The sequence below is a fragment of the Pseudomonas sp. GW821-FHT12A04 genome (genome assembly GCF_058807755.1).
This window is the reverse complement of the sequence record NZ_JBXAQZ010000005.1, coordinates 47,933-70,391: the sequence shown is the minus strand read 5'-3', so window position 1 is coordinate 70,391 and position 22,459 is coordinate 47,933. Positions and strand designations below refer to the sequence as shown.

At 61.9% G+C, this 22,459-nt stretch carries 18 protein-coding genes; 12 read left to right on the top strand and 6 right to left on the bottom strand.

Annotated features, from left to right (window positions below; translation table 11 throughout):
* Window positions 1–213: 213 nt before the first annotated feature.
* The 5 genes from AC1RS8_RS09765 to AC1RS8_RS09745 all read right to left on the bottom strand — a co-directional run bounded on the left by AC1RS8_RS09765 (window position 214) and on the right by AC1RS8_RS09745 (window position 7,824).
* Complete coding sequence (locus tag AC1RS8_RS09765) at window positions 214–1,599, bottom strand: DUF1254 domain-containing protein (RefSeq protein ID WP_489338752.1); 1,386 nt, start codon at window positions 1,597–1,599, stop codon at window positions 214–216.
* A complete protein-coding gene (locus AC1RS8_RS09760) occupies window positions 1,596–2,945 on the bottom strand; it encodes a DUF1254 domain-containing protein (protein ID WP_489338753.1) in 1,350 nt (449 codons plus the stop codon). The genes AC1RS8_RS09765 and AC1RS8_RS09760 overlap by 4 nt, the downstream gene beginning before the upstream one ends.
* A gap of 155 nt (window positions 2,946–3,100) precedes the next feature.
* On the bottom strand, window positions 3,101–4,438 hold the full coding sequence (locus tag AC1RS8_RS09755) for a DUF1329 domain-containing protein (protein WP_223504721.1): 1,338 nt from the start codon (window positions 4,436–4,438) through the stop codon (window positions 3,101–3,103).
* 11 nt (window positions 4,439–4,449) lie between these two features.
* Entirely contained in the window at window positions 4,450–6,276 is a 1,827-nt protein-coding gene (locus tag AC1RS8_RS09750) for a DUF1302 domain-containing protein (protein ID WP_489338754.1), read from the bottom strand.
* A gap of 708 nt (window positions 6,277–6,984) precedes the next feature.
* Window positions 6,985–7,824 (bottom strand): AraC family transcriptional regulator, encoded by an 840-nt coding sequence (locus tag AC1RS8_RS09745; RefSeq protein ID WP_090456379.1) that lies wholly within the window; start codon window positions 7,822–7,824, stop codon window positions 6,985–6,987.
* A gap of 97 nt (window positions 7,825–7,921) precedes the next feature.
* Between AC1RS8_RS09745 and AC1RS8_RS09740 the strand changes: the two genes are divergently transcribed.
* On the top strand, window positions 7,922–8,839 hold the full coding sequence (locus AC1RS8_RS09740; RefSeq protein WP_218496523.1) for a LysR family transcriptional regulator: 918 nt from the start codon (window positions 7,922–7,924) through the stop codon (window positions 8,837–8,839).
* A gap of 117 nt (window positions 8,840–8,956) precedes the next feature.
* On the opposite strand, the gene AC1RS8_RS09735 is transcribed toward AC1RS8_RS09740, so the two are convergent.
* Window positions 8,957–9,871, bottom strand: coding sequence for a LysR family transcriptional regulator (locus AC1RS8_RS09735; RefSeq protein ID WP_090456383.1), 915 nt, complete (start codon window positions 9,869–9,871; stop codon window positions 8,957–8,959).
* Between the two features lie 71 nt (window positions 9,872–9,942).
* Between AC1RS8_RS09735 and AC1RS8_RS09730 the strand changes: the two genes are divergently transcribed.
* The 11 genes from AC1RS8_RS09730 to AC1RS8_RS09680 all read left to right on the top strand — a co-directional run bounded on the left by AC1RS8_RS09730 (window position 9,943) and on the right by AC1RS8_RS09680 (window position 22,455).
* Complete coding sequence (locus AC1RS8_RS09730; protein ID WP_218496411.1) at window positions 9,943–10,983, top strand: AraC family transcriptional regulator; 1,041 nt, start codon at window positions 9,943–9,945, stop codon at window positions 10,981–10,983.
* 469 nt (window positions 10,984–11,452) lie between these two features.
* Complete coding sequence (locus tag AC1RS8_RS09725; RefSeq protein WP_218496409.1) at window positions 11,453–12,805, top strand: UDP-glucose dehydrogenase family protein; 1,353 nt, start codon at window positions 11,453–11,455, stop codon at window positions 12,803–12,805.
* Window positions 12,802–13,806 carry an NAD-dependent epimerase gene (locus tag AC1RS8_RS09720; RefSeq protein ID WP_349736948.1) on the top strand — a complete coding sequence of 335 codons (1,005 nt, stop codon included), beginning with the start codon at window positions 12,802–12,804 and terminating at the stop codon, window positions 13,804–13,806. The genes AC1RS8_RS09725 and AC1RS8_RS09720 overlap by 4 nt, the downstream gene beginning before the upstream one ends.
* A 44-nt stretch (window positions 13,807–13,850) precedes the next feature.
* Entirely contained in the window at window positions 13,851–14,597 is a 747-nt protein-coding gene (locus AC1RS8_RS09715) for a sugar transferase (protein ID WP_340313806.1), read from the top strand.
* On the top strand, window positions 14,598–15,245 hold the full coding sequence (locus tag AC1RS8_RS09710; protein WP_090456392.1) for a CpsD/CapB family tyrosine-protein kinase: 648 nt from the start codon (window positions 14,598–14,600) through the stop codon (window positions 15,243–15,245).
* 22 nt (window positions 15,246–15,267) lie between these two features.
* On the top strand, window positions 15,268–16,299 hold the full coding sequence (locus AC1RS8_RS09705; RefSeq protein WP_090456394.1) for a polysaccharide biosynthesis/export family protein: 1,032 nt from the start codon (window positions 15,268–15,270) through the stop codon (window positions 16,297–16,299).
* Window positions 16,300–16,313: 14 nt separating this feature from the next.
* A complete protein-coding gene (locus AC1RS8_RS09700; protein ID WP_349736949.1) occupies window positions 16,314–17,906 on the top strand; it encodes a GumC family protein in 1,593 nt (530 codons plus the stop codon).
* Window positions 17,903–18,997: a glycosyltransferase family 4 protein gene (locus AC1RS8_RS09695; protein WP_090457944.1), complete on the top strand. Its 1,095-nt coding sequence runs from the start codon at window positions 17,903–17,905 to the stop codon at window positions 18,995–18,997. The genes AC1RS8_RS09700 and AC1RS8_RS09695 overlap by 4 nt, the downstream gene beginning before the upstream one ends.
* The gene (locus AC1RS8_RS09690; RefSeq protein ID WP_489338756.1) at window positions 18,994–20,361 is read left to right on the top strand and encodes an O-antigen ligase family protein; all 1,368 of its coding nucleotides are present in this window, start codon (window positions 18,994–18,996) and stop codon (window positions 20,359–20,361) included. The genes AC1RS8_RS09695 and AC1RS8_RS09690 overlap by 4 nt, the downstream gene beginning before the upstream one ends.
* Window positions 20,358–21,326 (top strand): glycosyltransferase, encoded by a 969-nt coding sequence (locus AC1RS8_RS09685; RefSeq protein WP_489338757.1) that lies wholly within the window; start codon window positions 20,358–20,360, stop codon window positions 21,324–21,326. The genes AC1RS8_RS09690 and AC1RS8_RS09685 overlap by 4 nt, the downstream gene beginning before the upstream one ends.
* Window positions 21,319–22,455 (top strand): glycosyltransferase, encoded by a 1,137-nt coding sequence (locus AC1RS8_RS09680; protein WP_090456401.1) that lies wholly within the window; start codon window positions 21,319–21,321, stop codon window positions 22,453–22,455. The genes AC1RS8_RS09685 and AC1RS8_RS09680 overlap by 8 nt, the downstream gene beginning before the upstream one ends.
* Window positions 22,456–22,459: the final 4 nt, after the last annotated feature.

The window sequence follows — 22,459 nt, the reverse complement described above, 5'->3', positions numbered from 1 at the left end:
CCTCCACTCGGCCTCACGAGGGGGCGTGCACCGCAACAGCGCCCGAGGCGGACTACCGGCCGGCCTGTTTGCCGGGTTCGTTCGTCTGTGAGTACCTGATTGACTGTCAGGTCGCCATCGCGAGCAAGCTCGCTCCCACAGGGGGCCGGGTTGTTCTCAGCATTTGTGAACGACACAGATCCTCTGTGGGAGCGAGCTTGCTCGCGATGCGGTTCAGGCAGACACCACTTCAACCACCGGCATTCGCCAGCGTTGATTGACCACCTGCTGCCCAGGTCCATACAGGCGCAGGACCAGGGTGAACGCTCCGCTTGCAGGCGTCGGCAACCAGTTGCTCTGCTCCGGCGGAGCGACGTTCTGCAGGATCAACGTCAACCCACCATCCGCATCTTCCTGCAACTGATCCCGGCTGCTCAGGCAGTAGCGATTGATCGGGTTGGCCACCAGTTGCCGGTCCGGCAAGTCATACAGCGTCAGCGACCAGAACTCGCTGGCCGGCGGCAATTGACCCGCTGCGAAACGCAGGCGATAGCTTCGCCCACCCTGCAAGGGTTGCCCCTGATTATCCAGACGAGTGCCGGTGTAGAAGGCCTCTTCCACGCTGTTGCCGTAGATGCCGACATTCGCCGCGACAGCGCGGTTGAGATAATTGCCGTTCAGCGCTTCGCGAGTGCCGAACAGCCCGAGGGTGGTGCGTACCTGGCTCACTGCGGTTTGCAGTTGCGCCTGGGCGTCTTCAATCCCGGCGAGCAGTGCCTGGCGCGTTGCTGGCGGCAACGTCGCCGGGTCGAAACCCTGGGCGGGCACGATGCCGATCCGTGCAAAGCGCGCGCGCAAGGCTTGTTCGGACGGTTGCGTGGGGCACAGGCTGAGGATCTGGTTCAGCGCCGGGATAAACTCCAGCCCCAACCCGGTCTTGCTGTCCCAGGGGCGCCAGTCAATGGCTGGCGCAGCCACAGGCGGCGCACTGCCGATGTATTCATGCAACGAACGCAAACCGTATTGCTGCTGCAAGGCACGCACCGCCGGCAGGTCCCCGGCGTTTTTCAGGCCCGTTCTCCCAAGCACCATGACGATTTCGGTTTCACTGCGCAGCACAGCCTTGACGCCGTCCGGTGTCGGGCCTTGCCAGTGGGGTCCGGCGATCAGGTAATTCCCCGCATCGCGACCGGTGCTGAGCACGCCGACATAAGCAAAGTTGTGGGTGTACTGGTCGACCAGTTGAAGCACGTAATAGCGGTCGTCAGGCACGGCCGGCACGCTCAACACCTGCGGCTCGCTGCGCAGGTCAAGCCACGCCCAGGAGTACGGCGTGTCGTTGTTCGGCGTGACGATGTCGCGGTTGTTCGGGGTAAACAACTCGCTGTAATGACGAAAGCGGTTGAAGCCGCCGACGTACTCCGGCGCGGCCGGGTTGAGCGCCTGTTTTTCCATGGTCTGGTAATGCATGAGCATGGGGTACGCGTAAATCCACGCCTCTTTGGCAATCTGCCGAGGGTCATCGGAATCACCGGCCAGCAGCCGGCGTGGAAACATCAGACTTGCTCCCAACACCCCCATGCCGCCCAGCAACCGGCGGCGACTGAAAATCAGGTTCATGATTCGATCCTCGCAATCGTCGGCAACTGATAACTCCCGTCCAATGCCCCGCCCTTGGGCAGGTACAGGCGCAACAGCAGGTTGAACGGACCTTGCGGCGTCGGCAGCCAGTTGCCCTGCGGCGCAGCCTTGGGCGCATCGGCTTGCAGGATCAGGGTCAAGCCGCCGTCGGCATCGTATTGTAGACCAGGGCTGCGGTCGCCCAGGGCGTAACGCTGGATCGGGTTGGCCACCAGCAACTGGGTTTTGCCGTCATACAGGGTCAGCGACCAGAACGCATTCACCGGCGGCAATTGCCCGGCGGGAAAATGCAGGCGATAGGCGTGTTGGCCATTGAGTTCCTGCCCCTTTGCATCGTGCAACGCCATCGGGTACAGCGCTTCCACCGCATCGTTGGCGTAGATGTAGCGCCAGGCGACTGCGGCACGGGTCAGGTCATCGTCACCAAACTTGCCGACGTTGGGCGGCGACGGCAACCAGCCCTGCTGTTCCACCGATAGTTGGCTGGAGGCTGCGCGGACCTGTTCGCGACCGGCTTCGGCACCCTGTGCGACGGCTTCGTTCAAGTCCGCCGGGGCCTGGAATCCGGCCCCCGGCTTCACCCCGATGGCGGCGAAACGGGCCAGTTTCTTTTGTTCGCTGGCGGTCCATTGATGCAAGGGGGCCAGCGCGTTGAAGGTGCTGAACAACACCTGCGCCGGCCCGTGCCTGGTGTCCGTGTAAGCTGGCAGTTGCAGCGGTGCCAGGGGTTCAGGGGGCGCGCTGCCATTGACTTTGGACAGCGGTTGCAAGGCGTAGCCCCTCAGCACTTGCGCGGCGTCTTTCTGATCCGCTTCGCCCTTGACCTCGGTCCGTCCCAACAGGAAGACCAGCCGGCTCGGTGAGCGAATCACCGCGCTGAACCCCGAAGGCGCGGGCCCCTTCCAGTCCGGCCCGACAATCAGGTAGCGCCCCGCCTTGTCACCCGTGGCGCGAGTGCCGATGTAGTCGAGGTTGTCGGTGCGCATGTCCACCAGCTGGAAACTGTAGTAGCGACCTTGCACGGCCGGTACGTCGAGCACCACAGGTTCGCTGCGCAAGTCCAGCAAGGCACGGGAATAGAAAGTGTCGTTGTTGGGCGACACCACTTTGTTGTCTTGCGGGCCGAGCAGGCGCGGTTCGCTGTAGAGACGGTTGAACGGCAGTTTCGCGGCGATGGCGCTGAGCACTTTGTCGTGTTCGACGGTGGCGTAGGCGAACACGTAGGCCTCCTGCGCCAGGTCTTTGGCTTGCTGTTGGTCGAGGGTTGCGGCGTGAACAGTACCCAGGCTCGCGCCCAGGGCCAGAGCGGATATCCAGTAGCGCATGGCAGATTTCCTGGTAGATAAATATCAACACACACTGATCCCTGTGGGAGCGAGCTTGCTCGCGATGAAGCCGGAACATCCAACATTGATGTCGTCTGACACGCCGCCATCGCGAGCAAGCTCGCTCCCACAAGGGATTTACGGTGCCTCCCGGTTTACTTGGCCCAACGCCGCAGGTCCGACGGGGTGTAGTCGTCGGTCTTGGCGGCGAAGCCCACGCGCATCGGCTCGGTCTCTTCGTTGGCCAGGCCGCCGGCGTAGTAGCGTCCGGAGATCAGGTCATAGGAGGTTTCCAGCACGTTGTAGGTGAAGCCGTGGTCGTACTGCTGGATCGCGTGCAGTTCACCGCTGCGCCACAGTTCACCGCGGCTGTCGTACTGGTCCGACTGGGCGATCTGCCAGCTGTCTTCGTCCACATAGAAGCGACGTTTGGCGTAGATGTGCCGTGCACCGGGCTTGAGGGTCGCTTCGACCACCCACACGCGGTGCTTCTCGTAGCGGGCCAGGTCCTGATTGACGTGGTTGGGCTTGATCACAGTGTCGTACTTGAGGTCGCGGCTGCCGATCTTGTAGCTGTTGTAAGGGATGAACAGCTCTTGCTTGCCCACCAGTTTCCAGTCGAAACGGTCCGGCGCGCCGTTGTAGCCATCGATGTTGTCGGCGGTGATCAGGCCGTTGCTGTAACGGGCGCTGTTGTCGTAGGCGATCATCGGCGCACGGCGCACGCGACGTTGCCCCGGCAGGTACTGCCAGGCCGAACGCGGCTCGGCGACCTGGTCAATCGGCTCGTGCACGAGCACCGCCTCACCGGACAGACGCGCCGGTTCCAGCACCCGGCTCTTGAACATGAACAGGATGTTCGAGCCCGGTTCCAGCCCGCCCACGGTGTCGGCAAAGTTGATCAAAGACTGGTTGCGCACGTAGCTGGTGGCGCCATTTTCACGCACCAGCGCGGCGCTGCTGATGCGCTCGTAACTGCCGCCGCGATAACGGGTCATGTGGTTCCACATCACCTCCAGGCCTTCGGTGGGCAACGGAAACGGAATGCCCCTGGCATAGTCGTGCAAGCCGTTGCCGCCGTCGGCCATGCTGGTCTTGGCGACGTTCTCACGACTGGCCGCCAGTACCTCCTTGGGCAGGTTGGCGCTGCGATGGCTCGGGTAGATGTTCATCTTGTAGGTGTCGGGAAAACGCTTGAACAACGCGATTTGCCCGGGGCTGAGAAATTTCTGGTATTGCGTCAGGTTCTGCGCGGTGACGGTGAACAACGGCTTCTCGGCGGCATACGGATCGCTGTAGCCGCCCTTGCTGTCGACGGTGCCGGCGTTGCTCGCCAGGCCACCGGTCCAGGCCGGAATGCTGCCGTCGGCATTGGCCGCCATTTCCGAGCCCATGGGGGTCAGGGTCTTGCCCAGTGCCGCCGAATCGGTGCCTTTGGCCTGGGCCAGTCCGACGGTGCAGGCCAGGGCCAGCACGCACAATTGCATACGCATAACGGTTCTCCTTAGAAGTCTGCCTTGAAGCTGACGGATGCAAAATCGCGGTCGTCGAGGGTGCTGTAGTCGTTGGAACCGAAGAACGTGTTGTAGGCCAGTTCCACGCTGTAGTCGTTCATGTAGACGCCGGTCAGGCTCACGCCCAGCGCTTGCTGGCCTTCCTGGAACGGCCCTTGCGGATCGTAGGAATAGCCCGAGACGTCATGCCGCCAGTTGACGGCCGGAATCAGGTTGATGCCTGGCAACACATCGCTGTATTCGAGGCTGGCGCGCAGGCGATACCCCCACGACCAATCGGTGGCAAAGCCCTTGTCGGTGCAGTATTGGTTGGTCACACCTGAAGCCACCGTGTTGCACAGCGTGCCGTTGCGCGGGGCGCTGCGGCCGAACGCGGCGTTACGGCCCAGGCGCTCGTCCCCGAGATCGTCGATGTGCACGACACCGGCCTCACCGAACAGGCTCAGGCGCGTGGCGCCCAGCACGTTGTCGATGGCCTGGGTGGCCGAACCGGTCAACTGCCAGACGCCCTTGCGCTCCCACGCATCGAACTGGCTGCCATTGGTGGTGCTGAAGCCGGGCGGCAACTGCAACCAGGAACTGCCCCCCGGTCCGGAAATCACCGCAACGTTGACGTCGGGCGCGTTGATCGCGATCGGCATGTTCGGCCGGTAGCTCAACTCACCGGCCAGGGAAATCCCGGTGACAGGCTCGACGCCGTTGAGGCTGATGCCGTACAGGCGAATATTTTCCGGGAAGGCCGCCGCATAACTCGGCCCCTGGATACCACCGGGGAAGGTACCGGGCACGGAGGTGTTCCTGGCGTTAATGGTGAAATACGGCAACCGCGAGTGATAGTTGATGTAGTAGATCGCCGCTTCCGCATCGTTGAGCGCCGGGATCATCTGGCGCAAGGCGAAGCCGAACTGGCCGTTGTCGGACGGCGATTCGTTGCCCCGGGACGTGGCGAACAAACCAGCGGCCTGCATCTGTTGATCGGTCTGCACCTGGCTCAGGTACAGCGGCCCGCAACCCGGCTGGATCACATCACTGCTGGCGAAGAAGGTGCCGCAACCGTCGAGAACGCTGGGGCGCCAGTTGTACTGGTAGAAACCTTCGAGGTTGGTGGTGTCGGTCAGGCCGAAGCTGAAGGAGACCATCTCCACCGGCAACTGGCCTTCCTTGATCTCCACGCCGGGACGGTTGAACGCCGAGATGTCCAACGGGTTGATCACGTTGATGCCGTTCTGGATCAGCAGCGCTTCGCCCCAGGACAACACCTGGTTACCGACCTTTACGTTCAGCGGATGTTCGGCCACCTGGAAGTCTTTCCAGACGTAGGCATCGAGCACCTCGAAGCCCTTGAATTTTGACAGGTCGTCCCAGCCCGAATCGTCGAAATCCTTGAAGCGGCCATTGCCGGTTTCATAGGCATGGTCGTACCAGTACTTGAAGCGAATGAACGCGCCCTGGCCCTGGCCATCGAGACTGATATCGGTGAGCCCCTTGAAGAGTTGCGAAATGGGGTCGCCCTTCTTGAAGTTCAGCCGGTTGTCGTCGGCGCTGACGCTGGTGCCATTGGCGTTTACACCCTGGGCCTGCAAGGCGTTGGCGCGGGTCATCAGGCTTTTGTCGGGGTTTTGCGTCGACCAGCTGCTGCCCAGGCTCAGGCTGGTCTTGGTCGACAGGCTCCAGTCTTCGTTGAGGTCAAATGTGGTGGCGTAGGTTGGCCCCGTCAGTACGGCAAGAATCGCCAGCGCAAGGGGTTGCGGGCGAGTGTGGCCAAGCCGGTGAAGCCGTTGGCGGACTCCGGCTGTGGCCGAGCGTTTTTTTATCATTATTAGGCTCCGGTCAGGTTTGCTCAGCCCGGACACGGTGCCCAACTATCGGCCCCGACACGCAAGCGATGGCCGACAAAAAATAATCATCGGGGGGATCTGCGGGGGGCTTCGGTTAATTTCTGAAGGCGTACATATCCGTTTCTGCGGATGCGGTCACCTGTGGGAGCGAGCTTGCTCGCGAAGGACGTCAACGATAACGCCTGTTGTCTGAATGAACGCGGTGTCTGGACGTTTTTCGCGAGCAAGCTCGCTCCCACAGGTACTGAGTACATCCGCAAGATTTCGGTCGACTGTGAGGCCGCCTTCGCAAGCAGGCTCGCTCCTACAGAAGAGCAAAGGCAGAGCGGCGTACACCCTCGCTTCTCACCACTCATCAGGCCGAGCGTTAGCTCGCCTGCAGCTCTTGATCTTGATCCACCCGCCCCCTCGGCAGGCTGAGTGGAGGTGTTCATCCGGGGATTGGCGCGCAGCGCCGTTCGACGCAGTCGAACACATCGCATGTAGGTGCCAGCGAAGCCAACCGGAGGGCGATGCCCCCGGATGAATGCCGGAGCGAAGGAACCCCGAGCCTCAGCGAGGGGCCGTACGTAAGGGGCGAGACTTTTTGGTTCCTTTTGTGTCGTTTGACAAAAGGGACTCGCCGTAAGGGCGAAACCATAAGCCGCCGTTACCGCAGCAACGGATATGTACTCAGACCCCATCAACCTACAAACCAAGGCGAAACTGCTTAGGCGTAATCCCGAACTGCTTGCGAAACGCCCGAATGAAATTGCTCGGCTGCCGATACCCCAACCGCTCGGCAATCCGCTCAATCGGCTGATCCCCCGCCGTCAACCAGTGCCGCGCCAACTCCAGGCTATCGCTACGGGTGTGTTGCGCCGCAGCGGTCTGCCAGTGCCGCAACATACTCTGATGCAAAAACCCATTGGCCCCCAGCAAAGGCTCATCGAGACTGGCCGCTGGCAGGCTCAGACACGGATGTGAACCCTCCAGCACCTCGACACCCATGCTACGCAACCACTGCCCGGCAGCCTGTTGCGGCGTCAAGTGGACCGCGACGAACACCTCGGCCGGCGCGCGCCCCAAACGTCGGGCGATGTTGCGCACCAACGTCAGGGTCGCCGCATCAAGACCAAAAAAATGCGGCGGCTGGTCAACACTGCGCAAATGCAAGCGAGCCTGCCCGTCACCCTCCTCCAGTTCCGCCACTACGTAGTTGGTCACCCGCGGCAGGAAATCAGTGAAACACGCCAGGCTCGCGCGAAGGGTCGCGGCGGAGTCCAGCAGAATGTTCAAACCCCGTAACGTGGTAGTCGCCATGCCATTGACCAGTTCGCAGCCAAACGACACCCCGGCGCCCGCACGTTCGCATTCATTCCACAGGCGTTCGACCAGGTGCGCGGGCACGTGCAGGTCCTGCCCTTCGAGCAACGACTGGCAGATGCCGGCTCGTTGCAGCAGTTGGTCCTGGCACAGTCCGGACTGCCGGGCATGGCTGAGAATGGTACGGGTGAAGGCGCTGGAAATGAACGGTTGGCTGGTCATGGCAGGTTACGGCGAGAAGACAGGCGTGTACTTATGCCAGCCCCTGTGGTATCGATCCAATGCATTAAAAGTATCCGACAAATGCAGGAGACGCATGATGGACCTACGACAACTCCGCCACCTTGTCGCCTTGGCCGATTACCGCAACTTCGGCCGTGCCGCCGAGGCGATCAACCTCAGCCAACCCGCCTTCAGTCGCAGCATCCAGACCCTGGAGCGCGACCTCGACTGCGCGCTGGTAGAACGCAGCAGCCGCGAATTCCGTCTGACTGGCCAGGGTGAACTGGTACTGCAACATGCCCGGCGCCTGCTCGCCGGCAGCCAGGCCCTGCAAAACGAACTGACGCAATACAACGGCCTGACCGGTGGCGAGTTGCACTTCGGCTGCGGCCCGTACCCGGCCCAGGTGCTGGTGCCCGAGGCGCTGGCGGAATTCATCCAGGCTCACCCGGCGATCCGCATCAGCTTCCACCAGGGCGACTGGGAGCAACTGGCGGTCTGGCTTCGCGAACAGCAGATCGAATTCCTCGTGGCCGACGCGCGGTACTTCACTGGCGACCCGCAATACCAGGTTCAGCTGTTGCGCCCTCGACGTGGGCGGTTCTTTTGCCGTGTCGGACATCCCTTGGTGCAGCAGCAGAACCTGTCCCTGCGCGCCCTGCTCGACTACGCGGTGGTCGGCACGCGAATACCGCCGATGATCCGCAAGATCCTCGCCGACGTGCAGGGCGAGGCGGACTTCAACCCGAGCGTGGAGTGCGCGCAATTCGATGCGATCCGCCGCGTGGTGATGCGCTCCGATGCGGTGGGTATAGCCACCATGGAGGCCTTGGCCGAACTGGTGGACCAGGGCCTGATCCGGCTGCTGGAGTTTACCGACGTGCCCAAGGAGGATCCCGGCCTGCAATTGCATTACGGCATCGTCAGCCGTGCCGGGCATTCCCTGACACCGGCCGCGCTGGCGATGGTCGATGCTGTGCTGACGGTCGACCAACGTTTGCTGGCGTCGAACTAGGCGCATCTGAAACACACACAAATCCCTGTAGGAGCGAGCTTGCTCGCGATGGTGTATCAGTCGACACAGCGGTGAATGACACTCCATCGCGAGCAAGCTCGCTCCTACAGGGGTAGATCACGCACGCCGCGCCAGCGACTGCAAGGCCCGGGGCTCACCGAGGGCGCGCAGCAGGCAGTGCATCGCCTCCTCGCGGCTGCGCTCGAAGCGATAGCGCGACTCGATGTACAGCGCCAGTTTCAATTCCACGGGTTCGTCCAGGGGCAGCGGCACGTGTTGCAGGCCCAGCACGTTGGCGACCCGGCTTGGCAGGCTGATGCCGAACGGCTGGCGATCGGCGATCAGCTTCGCGGCCAGGGTGCTTTGGGTGCTCATCGCCACATTCCGGCGCAGGCCTTTCAAGCCAAGCTGCAAGTCCACCGGGCTGAGCCCGTCGCGGCGGCTCGACACCTGGATCTGCGGCTGCTCCAGATACTCCTGCAGGGTGCGCGGCGGCTCCTTGAGCGCGGCGCCATAGGCGAACACATAATGGTCGGCGGGCAATGCCTGTTTGTGCAGGCCGGCAAGCCCGGCCAGCGGTTGGTCGAGGTCGATCAGGATATCCAGCTTGCCGCTGGCCAGGTCCTGCAAGGCGTCGCGGCGCCGGGGCTGGAAATAACGCACCTGCCAATCGGCGTGGGGTGACTCGAGCAAGGCATCGAGCAGCACCGGTTGCAGGCAATCCAGACAACTGATTCGCAGCAGTGGATTGTTCTGCCGCGCGGCGGGAATCATGCGCAAGCCATCGCGCAGTGACTCCAGCGCTGCACGCACGTAGTCGGCCAGACGATGGGCGACCAGTGTCGGCGTCACCCCCAGGCGACTCTTGATGAACAGCGGGTCGCCGCACAACTCGCGCAGGCGACGCAACGCATTGCTCATGGCCGGTTGCGACAGGCACATCACCTCGGCCGCACGGGTGACGCTGCGCTGCTGATAAATCGCATCGAAGGCAAGCAACAGGTTCAAATCGAGCTGGCGTAAATCAAGCATGGTCTTGCTCCGGCAAATCGCTTAACGTCGGGCAGCCTAACCAGTGTTGCGGAACAAGCTGTGAGCCCTACATGACAAAAAGCGATCAGCCACTGCGCGATCAATCGATACCCAATGCGTTCTATGCGCCGACTCTGCTGCCGGCCATCGAAGAGTTGTTGGCCCGTGGCGTGGACCGGGACAGTATCGAAGGCCTGTTTCGTCGCAGCCTGTTCGAGTTGCGCACGCCGTTCATGCGCATTCCGCTGTTCATGTCGCGGCGCTTCTGGGCGTTTGCCCTGGAGCAGACCGGCGACCCGCTGATCGGCCTGGCGGCTGGCCGGCGTTTCGTTTCCACCGCTACCAATGGCCTGACGTACCTGTTCGACGTGGCCGACTCACTGGACAGCGCCTGCCAGTATTTCGTGCGTTTCTTTCCGTTTTTCAACGGGCACTTCCAGGCGCGGATCGTGCGCGGCGACGACAGCGTCCAATTGCACCTGCTCGATTGCGGCAGTGTGAAAACCAGCGCGGCAACCGCCGATTACATACTCATCAGCCTGTGCAGCATGTTGCGGCGCAAATTCCTCGCCAGCGGCCTGGAGCGTGATCCGGTTCTGGGCGTCGGGCTGGTCGGTGCTTGCACGACCAATGCGCAGGAACATCAACAAGCCTTTCGCGCACCGGTGCAATGGGGGCAGGCGCAGCACTCGATCCGCCTCGATCCACAGCTGTTCGTCATCCCGTTGACGCCGGGCAATCATGAACTGGAACACACGCTGATCGAGCTGTTGGAGCAGACCCGACGCAACAGCGAACCGACCTTGCTGGAGCAAGTCTGCGACCATTTGATCGGCAACCTCGCCGAAGCCAACTGGCAGCAATTCTGTACCACCCAGCACGTGCTCGAGCGCACCGCCGCCCGACGCTTGAAGGCGTTGGGCTGGAGTTTTTCAGAGTTGCTCGACGAATACCGTCGCTACCGGGCCGAAGACTTTTTGCAGGGAACGGACCTGGAGCTGGTGGAGATTTCCGACCGCCTGGGCTACAGCGATGTGCAAAGCTTCAATCGTGCCTGCCTGCGGTGGCTGGGGTGCGCGCCGGGTGCCTGGCGAACCCGGCAAGGTCGATAAAAAACCACACGCGTGCGAACCCTAGGCGGCCCATTGAATGAACGCCCGTAGCCGCTCACAGGCGGCTGGCTGACAAAGACAGCATCATTGAATCTGCTATGACTCGACAGGCACTTGATCAATAGATTGTTGGACATTTTTTAACATTCGCATTGCGCCATCTGTGCGTAAGAACTGTCAGACGCGGTGAACAGTCGTCATTAAACCGGTGGCTCAAACCTGACACCCCCAAGCAGCTACAACCCTTGTATTTCAAGGCTTGCGGCAGGCTGTTGCTTTCTTGGGATTTTCGCCAAACAGTCAAAATCGGGAGGGGTGAAACCCAATAGTGATGGCAATAGCCCCACATTTGGGGGCGTCTTGCCCCTTTAACATACCGGTTCGCTGACACGGTTTGCCGAGGCTGGTCTATACCCCCTTTTGACAGTCTTGTTTTGCAACTCTCCACCGTTTTACGAGGCACGCTGATATGGACGTGAGCGTATTTGGTACGGGCTATGTTGGCCTGATACAAGCAGCTGCATTGGCCGATGTCGGACATCGCGTCCTGTGTGTCGACATCGATCCGAACAAGATCCGACAACTGCAACAGGCCGTGCCACCGATCAGTGAGCCGGGGCTTTGCGGCACCCTTGAAGAAAACATCAAGGCCGGTCGCCTGCTCTTCACCACCCAGGCCAGCGATGCGGTAGAGCACGCCGAGCTGATCTTCATCGCCGTTGGTACGCCCGCCGACGAAGACGGTTCGGCCGACCTCAGCCATGTGCTGAACGTGGCCCGGCAGATTGCCAGTTTCATGAAGGCCGACCGCACCCTGATCATCAAATCCACGGTGCCGGTAGGCACGGCGGACCAGGTCAGTGCCACTGCCATTGAAGAGTTGCAGCGCAGCGGCAAAGGCTCGCTGAAGATACGGGTGGTGTCCAACCCGGAGTTTCTCAAGGAAGGCAGTGCCCTGGCCGATTGCATGCGCCCGGACCGGATCATCGTCGGCACCGCTGACGATGAAGCCCGCAGCCAGATGAGCGAGCTCTACGCGCCGTTCTGCCGCAACCACGACAAATTGATGTTCATGGACAACCGCAGCGCCGAGTTGACCAAGTACGCAGCGAACGCGATGCTGGCCACGCGCATCAGTTTCATGAACGAACTGGCCAACCTCACCGAGTTACTGGGAGCAGATATCGAAGCCGTGCGCAAAGGCATCGGTTCGGACCCGCGCATCGGTTACCACTTCATCTACCCCGGTTGCGGCTTCGGCGGTTCCTGCTTCCCCAAGGACCTGCGCGCTCTGCTGCACACCGCCGAACGCGCCGGAATGTCCCTGAAGTTGCTGCGTAGCGTGACCGACGTCAACGACCACCAGCGGCATATCCTGTTCAGCAAACTCAAGGCGCAATTTCCCGGTGGACTGGCCGGCAAGTCCATCGCCGTGTGGGGCCTGGCGTTCAAACCCAACACCGATGACATGCGCGAAGCACCGAGCCGCAACCTGATGGAGGCGCTCTGGGCCGAAGGTGCGAGCGTGCAAGCCTACGACCCGGAAGCCATGTCCGAATGCCGGCGCATTTACGGCTACCGCGACGACCTGCATCTGTGCGCCACCCGCGATGACACACTCGAAGACGCCGATGCCCTGGTGATCTGCACCGAGTGGAAGAACTTTCGCGTGGTCGACTTCGACAGGCTGGCGAGCAAACTGCGAAAACGGGTGATCGTGGACGGACGCAACCTGTACAGCCCGGAACAGGTGGCGGCCGCCGGCCTGCATTACAGTGGCATCGGCTTGCGCCGCATCACGCCCGAGGCCGTCCGTCCATGAAGATTCTCGTCACCGGAGCAGCCGGCTTCATTGGTGCCCATTGCGTGCTGCGACTGTTGCGCGATGGACACCAGGTGTTCGGCCTCGACAACTTCAACAGCTACTACGATCCGCAACTCAAGCACGATCGCGTCCGTTGGGTGCAGGAGCAGGCACGCCCTTTCCCGCTCTCAATGGTTGACCTGGCCGATACACCGGCCATCGAGGCACTGTTTGCCAGGGAAAAACCGGAGATCGTGATCCACCTCGCGGCCCAGGCCGGGGTGCGTTATTCCCTGGAAAATCCCAGGGCCTACCTGGACAGCAACTTGAGCGGGTTCCTGAACATCCTCGAAAGCTGCCGCAACCACCCGGTCAAACACTTGATCTACGCTTCGTCCAGTTCGGTGTATGGCGCCAACCAGCACACACCGTACTCGGTGCACGATGGTGTGGATCATCCGCTGTCGCTGTACGCCGCGACCAAGAAGTCCAACGAATTGATGGCCCACAGTTACAGCCACCTGTTCGGTATTCCCTGCACCGGGCTGCGCTTTTTCACGGTGTACGGCCCCTGGGGACGGCCTGACATGTCGCCGATCCAGTTCGCCCGGGCCATCGCCGAAGAACGGCCACTGAAGCTGTTCAACTACGGCAAGCACCAGCGGGACTTCACCTACATCGACGACATTATCGAGAGCATCACACGCCTGATCGACCGCCCACCGCAAGCCAACGCTCAATGGGACCGCGAACAGCCAGACCCGGCCACGAGCATGGCACCCTGGCGGATTTTCAACATCGGCGGCCAGCACCCGGTAGAGCTCAAGGACTATCTGGCATTGCTGGAAAAACACATGGGGCAAAAAGTCCGGATCGAACTGCTGCCCCTGCAACCCGGCGATGTCCTCAACACCTGCGCCGATGCCAGTGAGCTGGCCCGCGCTACCGATTTCCAACCGCGTATCGAACTGGACGAGGGACTGAGGCGCTTCGTTGCCTGGTTCCGCTCTTACTACTGACTGCGTCCCCCATACCGCACACGGCTGAACTCTGCGGAGAATTTATGTCTGAACACGAAAAAAGTGTGCCACTTGGCAATTTGCGTAGAGAAAAGCGCCTGGACCCCGAACAGCGCATGCGCATGGATGCCGCGATCCACATGCAGGGTTGTGGCTGGATAACCGGTCGCGAAGGTGGCCGGCCATGGACCCTGTCGCGCACCAACCGCGTCCTGGCCTGCTTCGGCGCGCTGCTGATCCTGGTGCTGATTTCCCCGGTGCTGCTGGGGCTGGCGCTGGCCATCAAACTCACCAGCCCGGGGCCGGTGATGTTCGTGCAAAAACGCACCGGTTACCGCGGCCGCATGTTCGGCATGTACAAATTCCGCACCATGGTCACCAACGCCGAGGAACTCAAGGAGTCCCTGCGGCACCTGAACAAGCACGGCACCGACGCCATCGATTTCAAGATCGACAAGGACCCGCGCATCACCGGTATCGGCGGCTTCCTGCGGCGCACCAGTCTCGATGAGCTGCCGAACCTGTTCAACGTGGTGACCGGCGACATGCGCCTGGTAGGTCCCAGGCCGACTTCGTTCAATGCCTACCGCTACAAGAACAAACACCTTGTGCGCCTGAGCATCTACCCCGGCATGACCGGCCTGTGGCAAATCTCCGGGCGCAGCAATATCGATTTCGACCAGCGCGTTGAGTTGGATCTCACCTACATCTCCCAGCAGAGCCCGCTGCTTGATTTGAGGATTCTGTTGAAAACCCCTTTAAAAGTTTTCAGCGGACAGGGAGCGAGTTAAATGGACGGCTCAACGGCTAAAAGCCTCAGCATTGCCAGCCCGAGCGAGTCCAATCTGACATCGACCGTGCTCGACCAGAACCTGCGGATCCTTTTCCTGACCGCCGCCAACCCCGGCGCAGGCACCACCACCAGCGCGCTGGCGCTGGCCAGTCAACTGGCGAAGATGAGCAGCGGCCTGGTGCTGCTGGTGGATGCCAGCCAGTCGGCGACCAACCTCACGCAACAGTTGGGGCTGAGCAAGGAACGGGGGTTTCGCGACTTGTTGTTCAACACCCAGAGCCCGCCCTTGTTGCAGGACTGCGTGGTGGACGTCTCCAGCCTGCCCTTTCACGTTCTGCCATTCGGCCGCTACTCCCGTGGCAACGAACACCTGACACCCGAGCGCCTGAGCCCGCTGCTCGATCAACTCGGCATCCGGTACCGCTTCGTGGTGATCGACGGCGACGCGGTGTATTCGGCCTCCGACACCCTGGTCATCAGCACCCAGGTGGACGGCGTGGTCCTGGTCGTGCGCTCGGAAGACACCCGCTGGGAGGTGGCCCAGGCCGCGGCCCAGCGCTTGAGCCAGGCGGGAGCGAAGCTGGTCGGCAGCGTGTTCAACCGACGCAAGTACTACATGCCCGAATGGCTGTACAGAAACCTGTGAGCAGTCAGACAAGGATGACGCCATGAACGCCAAGATGCTTGTCCTGCTTTTGCTGCCCCTTGCAGGTTGCTCCAGCACTTCCTCCGACGAATCCCAAGGCATGCCGGTGCAAATCCTCACGGCCCCACCGGCGAACGCCCAGGCCACTGACGTGCCCAAGGTCGAGCAGACCCTGCGCCCACAGGATGTGCTGGACGTGATCTTCCACATCAGCACCAGTGGCTCGGCCGCCTATCGCGTGCAGTCCGGGGACACGATCGCGCTGAACTTCACCGCCGCCAGCCAGTTCAACGGCAACCAGTTGGTGCTGCCCGATGGCACCATCGAACTGCCGGGGGCCCACACCACGGTGAAAATCGAGGGCCTGACCCGCGATGAAGCACGGGACGCGATTCAGCGCGCCTACGATCGCAAACAGCTGTTCCAGCCCAACCGCAATCAGCTGTCAGTGATGGTAGTGAGCCCGCTGGCCAATGAGTGGAACCTCAAGTCCGTGCTCAACCACCCCGGCACCGGCATGAGTCGGGAAATCACCGTGGGCACCGACGGCTACGCCAGCTTCCCGGAAATCGGTGCCGTACCGCTGCAAGGCATGACCATCAACCAGCTGGAGGCCTACCTCAATAAACGCTACGCCACCCTGCCGGGGCGCATGACAGTGGACGTGCTGCTCAAGTCCACCGCCGGCAACGAAATCTATGTACTGGGTGAAGTCGGCCAGCCGGGCTCCTACCCGATCCGCCGCCCGGTGTCGGTGCTCGAAGCCCTGACCTTGGCCCGCGGTTCCAACGTCAAGGCACGCCTGGACTCGGTGATGATCATGCGGCGCAACGGCAACCAGGTGGTCGCGCATCGTTACGACGTGGAAAAAGCCTTGTCCGGCGACGCCACCCAGATCGCCTACCTGCAAGCGGACGACATGCTGTACGTGCCCAAGACCAAACTGGCCAGCGCCGGTGAGCTCGCGCGGCAACTGGCGGACGTCGTGTTGTTCCAGGGCATGGGCCTCAGCTTCAGCTACCGCGTCGACAACAAAGACGACAACAGCAACTAACTCTCAGGTGGCCAATGAATCCAAAGGAAAACTACCTGCATGAGTTCTTCAGGATCTTCTTCGCCAACAAGCAGCTGGTGAAGCGAGTTTTCCTGGTCTTTGCCGTGATCGCCGTGGTCTTGCCGCTGTTGCTCAAGCAGAGTTTCGATATCACCGCCCAGGTGATCGTGCAGTCCAAGAAAATCTCCCAGGGGGATGCCACCAGCACCCTCAATCAGGAAAACGCTTCCTTCATTCCACCGTCGCTGGCGGACATGGAGACCGAGAGCAACATCCTGCGTTCGCCGGCCTTGATCCGCCAGACCATCAGCGAGTTGCGCGAAAAGGGTGAGTACACGCTACCCGTGAGCGCCTTCAACAAACTGCTGGTGCAGCCGTTCAAACGGTTTGTCACCAATCCCGTTCGCGAACACGTGACCAACCCGGTTCGCAACCTGCTCGGACTGCAGACCGATCCGGTACGCGACACCGTGCTCGATGCCCTCACGCAGCAAGCGTCCTCTGCCCTGAAGGTGGAAACCTTGCCGGGCTCCAACGTGATCTCGATCGTCTACCGCTTCCCTGACCCGGCCCAGGGCACCCGGTTCGTCACCGCCCTGCTGCAGAACTACCTGGTCAGCCGCCAGGAAATGCAATCGATCGACCTGCCGCAGAGCTTCTACGAAACCAAGAAGTTGCAGTACCAGGTGCGTCTCGATGGCCTGGAAGCCAATCGCCTGGCCTTGCTCGAAAGCATCGGTTCGTCCGACCCCAAGGAAGAAATCACGTTCCGCCTCAACGCGATCAACACCGAGGAGCAGGCGCTCAACCTGTATCAGGACCGACTGCTGCAAAGCCAGCGCTGGCTCGATTACCTGAAAACCAGCCTGGCGACCGCCAACAACGCCAGATTCACCGACTACACCTTCCCCTACACCTTCACCACCACGGTCGACAGCGTCGCTTTCGAAGACCGCGAGATCAAGCAACTGGGTGAGCAACTGACGACCCTGGTCAGCCGCTATATGGACGACCTGGCGGTCTTTCAGCCCGGCAGTGAGCCGATGCAAATGACCCGCGAGCAAATCATCCGGGCCCGTGGGCAATTCCTGAAGATTGTCAGCAACCGGATTCAGGAGCGCACCAGCGACCTGGCGACGATCAGCTCGGTCATCGAGCAGAAAACCGCGCGCATTGCCGAGTTCAAGAATCGTATCCACCAGTTGCAGGAAACCCGGAGCAAGCTGCGGCAGATGGACACCGAAATCAACGCGCTGCACAAGGCGTTCGCCACCTATGCCCAGCGCTTCGCCGAAAGCAGCACCGCGCGCGCACTGGACAACGACCTGTCCAACGCACGGGTACTCAGCCCGCCGTTCGAACCGACCGAAGCGGCGTTCCCAAAGCCGATGCTGATCATTCCGTTCGGAGTGTTCACCGGTTTGCTGCTGGCGATTGCCCTGGTCTATGTGCGTGAGTTCTTCGACCACCGCTTCAAGCACCCTGCGCAAATCACCCATGAACTGGGCTTGCCGGTGCTGCTGGTGATCAATGATCAAAGCACCCTGCCAAACAATCCGCACAAGAGCTGGAGCGTACCGGCCCTCGTACATTGGGTGCGCAATTGAACGCGCCGCTCGGCACCACCCACGACCTGCCGATCATTCATTTGCTCAGCAGCGGCGGCTTCTATGGGGCCGAGCGGATGCTGCTGGATCATTGCCTGGCGACGCCGGGGCAGCACCAGGTGCTGTTTCTCGATGCGCCGCCAGAACTGATCGCGCGATTTCGCGAGGCCGGTGTCGATTGCCTCGGCTGTGCAGGCCTGGTCGCGTTGCTGGGGCATTTGCGCCAGCGACGGAACCAGCGGCCACTGATCAATACGCACAACTTCAAGGGTCTGTTGTTCGGCTGGATCGGCGCTACGCTGTTGCGCCTGCCACTGGTGATCACCCAGCACGGCTTCACCCCACGCAGTCGCAAGCAGAAGTTCTACACCTGGCTGAGCCTGCAACTGTGCCGCACGGCCTCGGTGAACCGGGTGGTGTGTGTCGCCGAAAGCATTGCCGCGCTGCACCGTCAGGCCAATGTGCGCACGGACAAACTGCAGGTGATCCCCAATGGCCTGCCGGCGGCCCACGACTTGCTGCCGCACAGTGGCGAGCGTCAACGCTGGCTGGCTGGTTACGTCGGGCGCCTGAGTAGCGAAAAAGGCCCTGACCTGTTTCTCGATGCGCTGATCCCGTTGTGTCAGCAGTACCCGCAACTGGACGCTGTGATGCTCGGTGACGGGCCGGAGCGCGAAAGCCTGCAGACGCGGATCGACGAGGCAGGCTTGCAGGCGCGCATCACACTGGCGGGCTACCAGACCGACATGGGCGCCTGGTGGCGGCAACTCGATGCGTTGGTGATCAGCTCGCGCACCGAAGGCACGCCCATGATTCTGCTCGAAGCGATGCAGGCCGGAGTGCCGGTGGTGGCCTTCGGCGTCGGCGGGATTCCCGATGTCTTGCAGGACCGCCACAACGGCCTGCTGGCCACGCCCACCGACAGTACCGCCCTCGCCCGCCAGATCGGCACGCTGCTGGGTGACCCGGCCCTGGCCGGGGAGTTGATCGACAACGCAAAACGTACGCAACGGGATCGCTACGACCTCAAGGTCCTGGCCGAACGCTGGTCGCAGCTTTACATCCGGACTGCACGAGAGGCACACCCGTGATTGTTCCGCTCTCGATCGTCAGTTTGCTCGGCCTGGTCTGCCTCGGTTTGCTGGCCAGCCCTTATCCGTATCTGGCGCCGGGAGCGGTACTGGGCCTGGTGGGTGTCGCGGTGCTGTACCGCAAGCCGGCCTGGGGCCTGTTGGGCATTGTCGCCATCCTGCCTTTCGAAGGTCTGTTCAAAGACAGCTCACTGTCGGGCTCCAAATTCCTCGGGGCTTCGCTGGCGCTGATCCTGACGCTGCAACTGGCGACTCACCAACTGCCGAGCGAGCGCCTGCGCAGCAATATCTGGCGTTTCCTGGTCGGGTTCATGGTGCTGTACCTGCTGAGCCTGTTGAACACCGACGACATGGGCTTCTCCCTGGGCCACCTGCGCGAATTGAGCGTCGGCCTGATTCTGTTTGTCATCACCCTGCTGGTCGGGCGTGAGTTGAACCTCGACATGTTCGCCAAACTGGTTGCCATCAGTGTCGCGGCGACCTGCGCCATGGCGATGTTCTCTGCCAAATACCAGGACGACGGCCGTGCGTCCGGGATGCTCAATGACCCGAACGACTTTGCCCTGATGATCGCCTTCGCCGTACCCATGGCGCTGTTGCTGGTGGTCCGCAGCCCGAACCGGTTGCACCGGTTGTTCTGGGGGGGCTGTACCCTCTTGCTGCTGGGCGGCATGACCAAGACCGAATCCCGTTCGGGACTGGTGGTGTTGCTCCTCAGCCTGTTGATCGGCGCGTGGCACTACCGCGCGCAGTTGCCACATATTCGTCCACGCCACCTGGGCTTTGCCATGTTCGGCCTGGCGATTGTGATTTCGCTGGGGCTCTATGCGATGCCGGCCGGTTACGTGGAACGCATCCAGTCGCTGAGCATCCTCAGCTCCGGGGCCAAGAGTCAGGACCCGTCACTGGGCCGTCGTGCCTCCTACATTGTGGTCGGCAGCGCCATGATCGCCGAGAACCCCTTGCTTGGCACCGGCCCCGGCACGTTCCCGCTGCACTACGCTACCACCGGTTATGCCAAGACCTTTGCCATGACCGGCAAGACCGATGACCTGTACCGTCGCGCCCACAACACCTACCTGGAGATCTTCAGTGAACTGGGGATTCCCGCCGGCCTGATGTTCGTCGGCATGCTCGCCCTGGGTTTGTACAACCTGATCCGCGCCCGCCGCGCCTGGCTATTGCGAGGAACTGGGCATCAGGCTGATCTGATGACCCACCTGAGCATGAGTTTTCTGTCGTTGACGTTGTTCCTGATGTTCCTCAGCGCACCGAATCACAAGTACCTGTGGATCATGCTCGCGTTGACCAGCGTGCTGCGCACTAAAGCCGAAGAACCCCCGCCGACGGAGGTCAGGGCATGAACCGCATCAGCATCATCATCCCGATGTACAACGAGGCCCGGCACATCGCCCGGACCCTGCAAGCGGCACGACATGCCGCCGAGGCGGCCAACGTCGAATGCGAGTTGATCGTGGTGGACAACGGCTCCGATGACCAGGGCCCGGACATTGCCCGACAGTTCGGCGCCCAGGTGCTGGTCCTGCCCGGCCTGCTCATCGGTGCATTGCGCAATCGCGGAGCGGCGATCACCAGCGGCGAATGGCTGGCCTTTATCGATGCCGACGTCGAGATGCCCGAGAACTGGCTCAAGCTGTTGTTCGACCTCGAGTCCGGCGGCCAGGCCGATGTCATCGGCATTGACCTGCACACCCCGGCCGAAGCGCCGTGGTACGCCGACGCCTGGCAGCGTCGCACCTTGCGTCCCGATACGCAGCCGCTGCATGTCGTGCAATGGCTGCCCACTTGCAACCTGCTGATGCGCCGTCGCTGGTTCGACAAGGTCGGTGGTTTCAATGAACAACTGCGCACCGGCGAGGACAAGGAACTGACCATGCGCCTGGTCGACGCGGGCGCGAAACTGCTCGCAGTCAACCAAAGCGTGGCGCTGCATTGGGGCTACGAAGGCAGTTGGCGGGAATGGATGGGCAAGGAATTATGGCGCCAGGGCAGTCATCTGCAACTGCTGCGCACCCATGGCCCGAGCCTGCGCTTGCTGCGTTTTCCGTTGCTGTCGATTGCCGCCTGGTTGATCGATTTCATGGCCATTTCCGCCCTGTTCGACGGGTTCCCCCATCATTCGCTGCTGATGCTGCTGCTGACCGTCCTGCCCGCCCTGGCACTGAGCCTGCGTCAGAGCGCCAGGCACCGCGACACGCTCCTGACCCTGCAACTCTGGGGCCTGCACTGGGTACGCCTGCACCTGGCGGGCGCCGGGCTCATCCTCAGCCTTTGTCATTGGAATGCCAGGAGGCCCGCCCGTGGCTGAATTCATTTTCTGGTTGTGCCTGTTGCTACCGGTTTACGCCTACCTCGGTTATCCCCTGTTATTGACGTTGCTGGCACCGTTTTACCCGGCACCGCGCCAAGGACCGGCACAACCGATGGACGTGAGCATCGTGATTGCCGCGCACAACGAAGCGCGGCATATCGAAGAAAAACTGCGCACCGTGCTGGCCCAGGATTATCAGGCCCGCTCACTGCAAATCATCCTCGCCAGTGACGGCTCGACCGATGACACCGTGGCCTGCGCTCACCGGGTCGAGGACCCGCGCATCACCGTGCTCGATCTGCCCCGCCAGGGCAAGGCGGCGACGCTCAATGCCGGGGTCGCGATCAGCAGCGGCGCAATCCTGGTGTTCACCGACGCCGACAACCAGTGGTCCACCGACACCCTCGGCCATTTGCTTGCGCCGCTCAACGACCCGCAGGTCGGTGGCTGCGCCGGGCACATGGTGATCCCGGTGACAGGAAAGGGGTTGAGCGTTGGCGACAGCCTGTATCGGCACTATGAAGGTTGGCTGCGCTACGTGGAAAATCGCACCGGCTGCATGGTCTCCGCCGACGGCGCATTGCTCGCCTTGCGCCGCGAGTTGTTCCAGAACGTTCCGGCGGAGGTCAACGACGATTTTTTTATCAGCACCTGCGCGCCGGTCGCGTTCAAGCGGATTGTCTACGTGCCCCAGGCCCGGGTAATCGACCAGGGTGTGGACGAAGCCGACAAGCAATTCCGTCGCCGTCAGCGGGTCACGGTGGGTGGCCTGCAAAGCCTGGCCCAACGCCGGGAGTTGCTGAATCCGCTGACCCACGGCCTGTATGCGATTGCCTTGATCAGCCACAAGCTGATCCGGCGGCTGGCGCCGATCCTGTTGTTGCCGTTGCTGCTGAGCAATTTCTGGCTGTGGGAGGATCACGGCTTTTATCGTCTGAGCCTGATCGCACAACTGCTCGGTTACACGATGGCCATTGCCGGCCTGCTGGATTCGCAACACCGCTTGCCCAAACCCTTTCGCCTGGCCGCGTTCCTCCTGGTGACCCTTGCCGGGATGAGCATCGGCCTGTGGCAGTTCCTGCGCGGTCAGCGTTACGCCCAATGGAACCCCGAGCAAAATCGATGAGAGG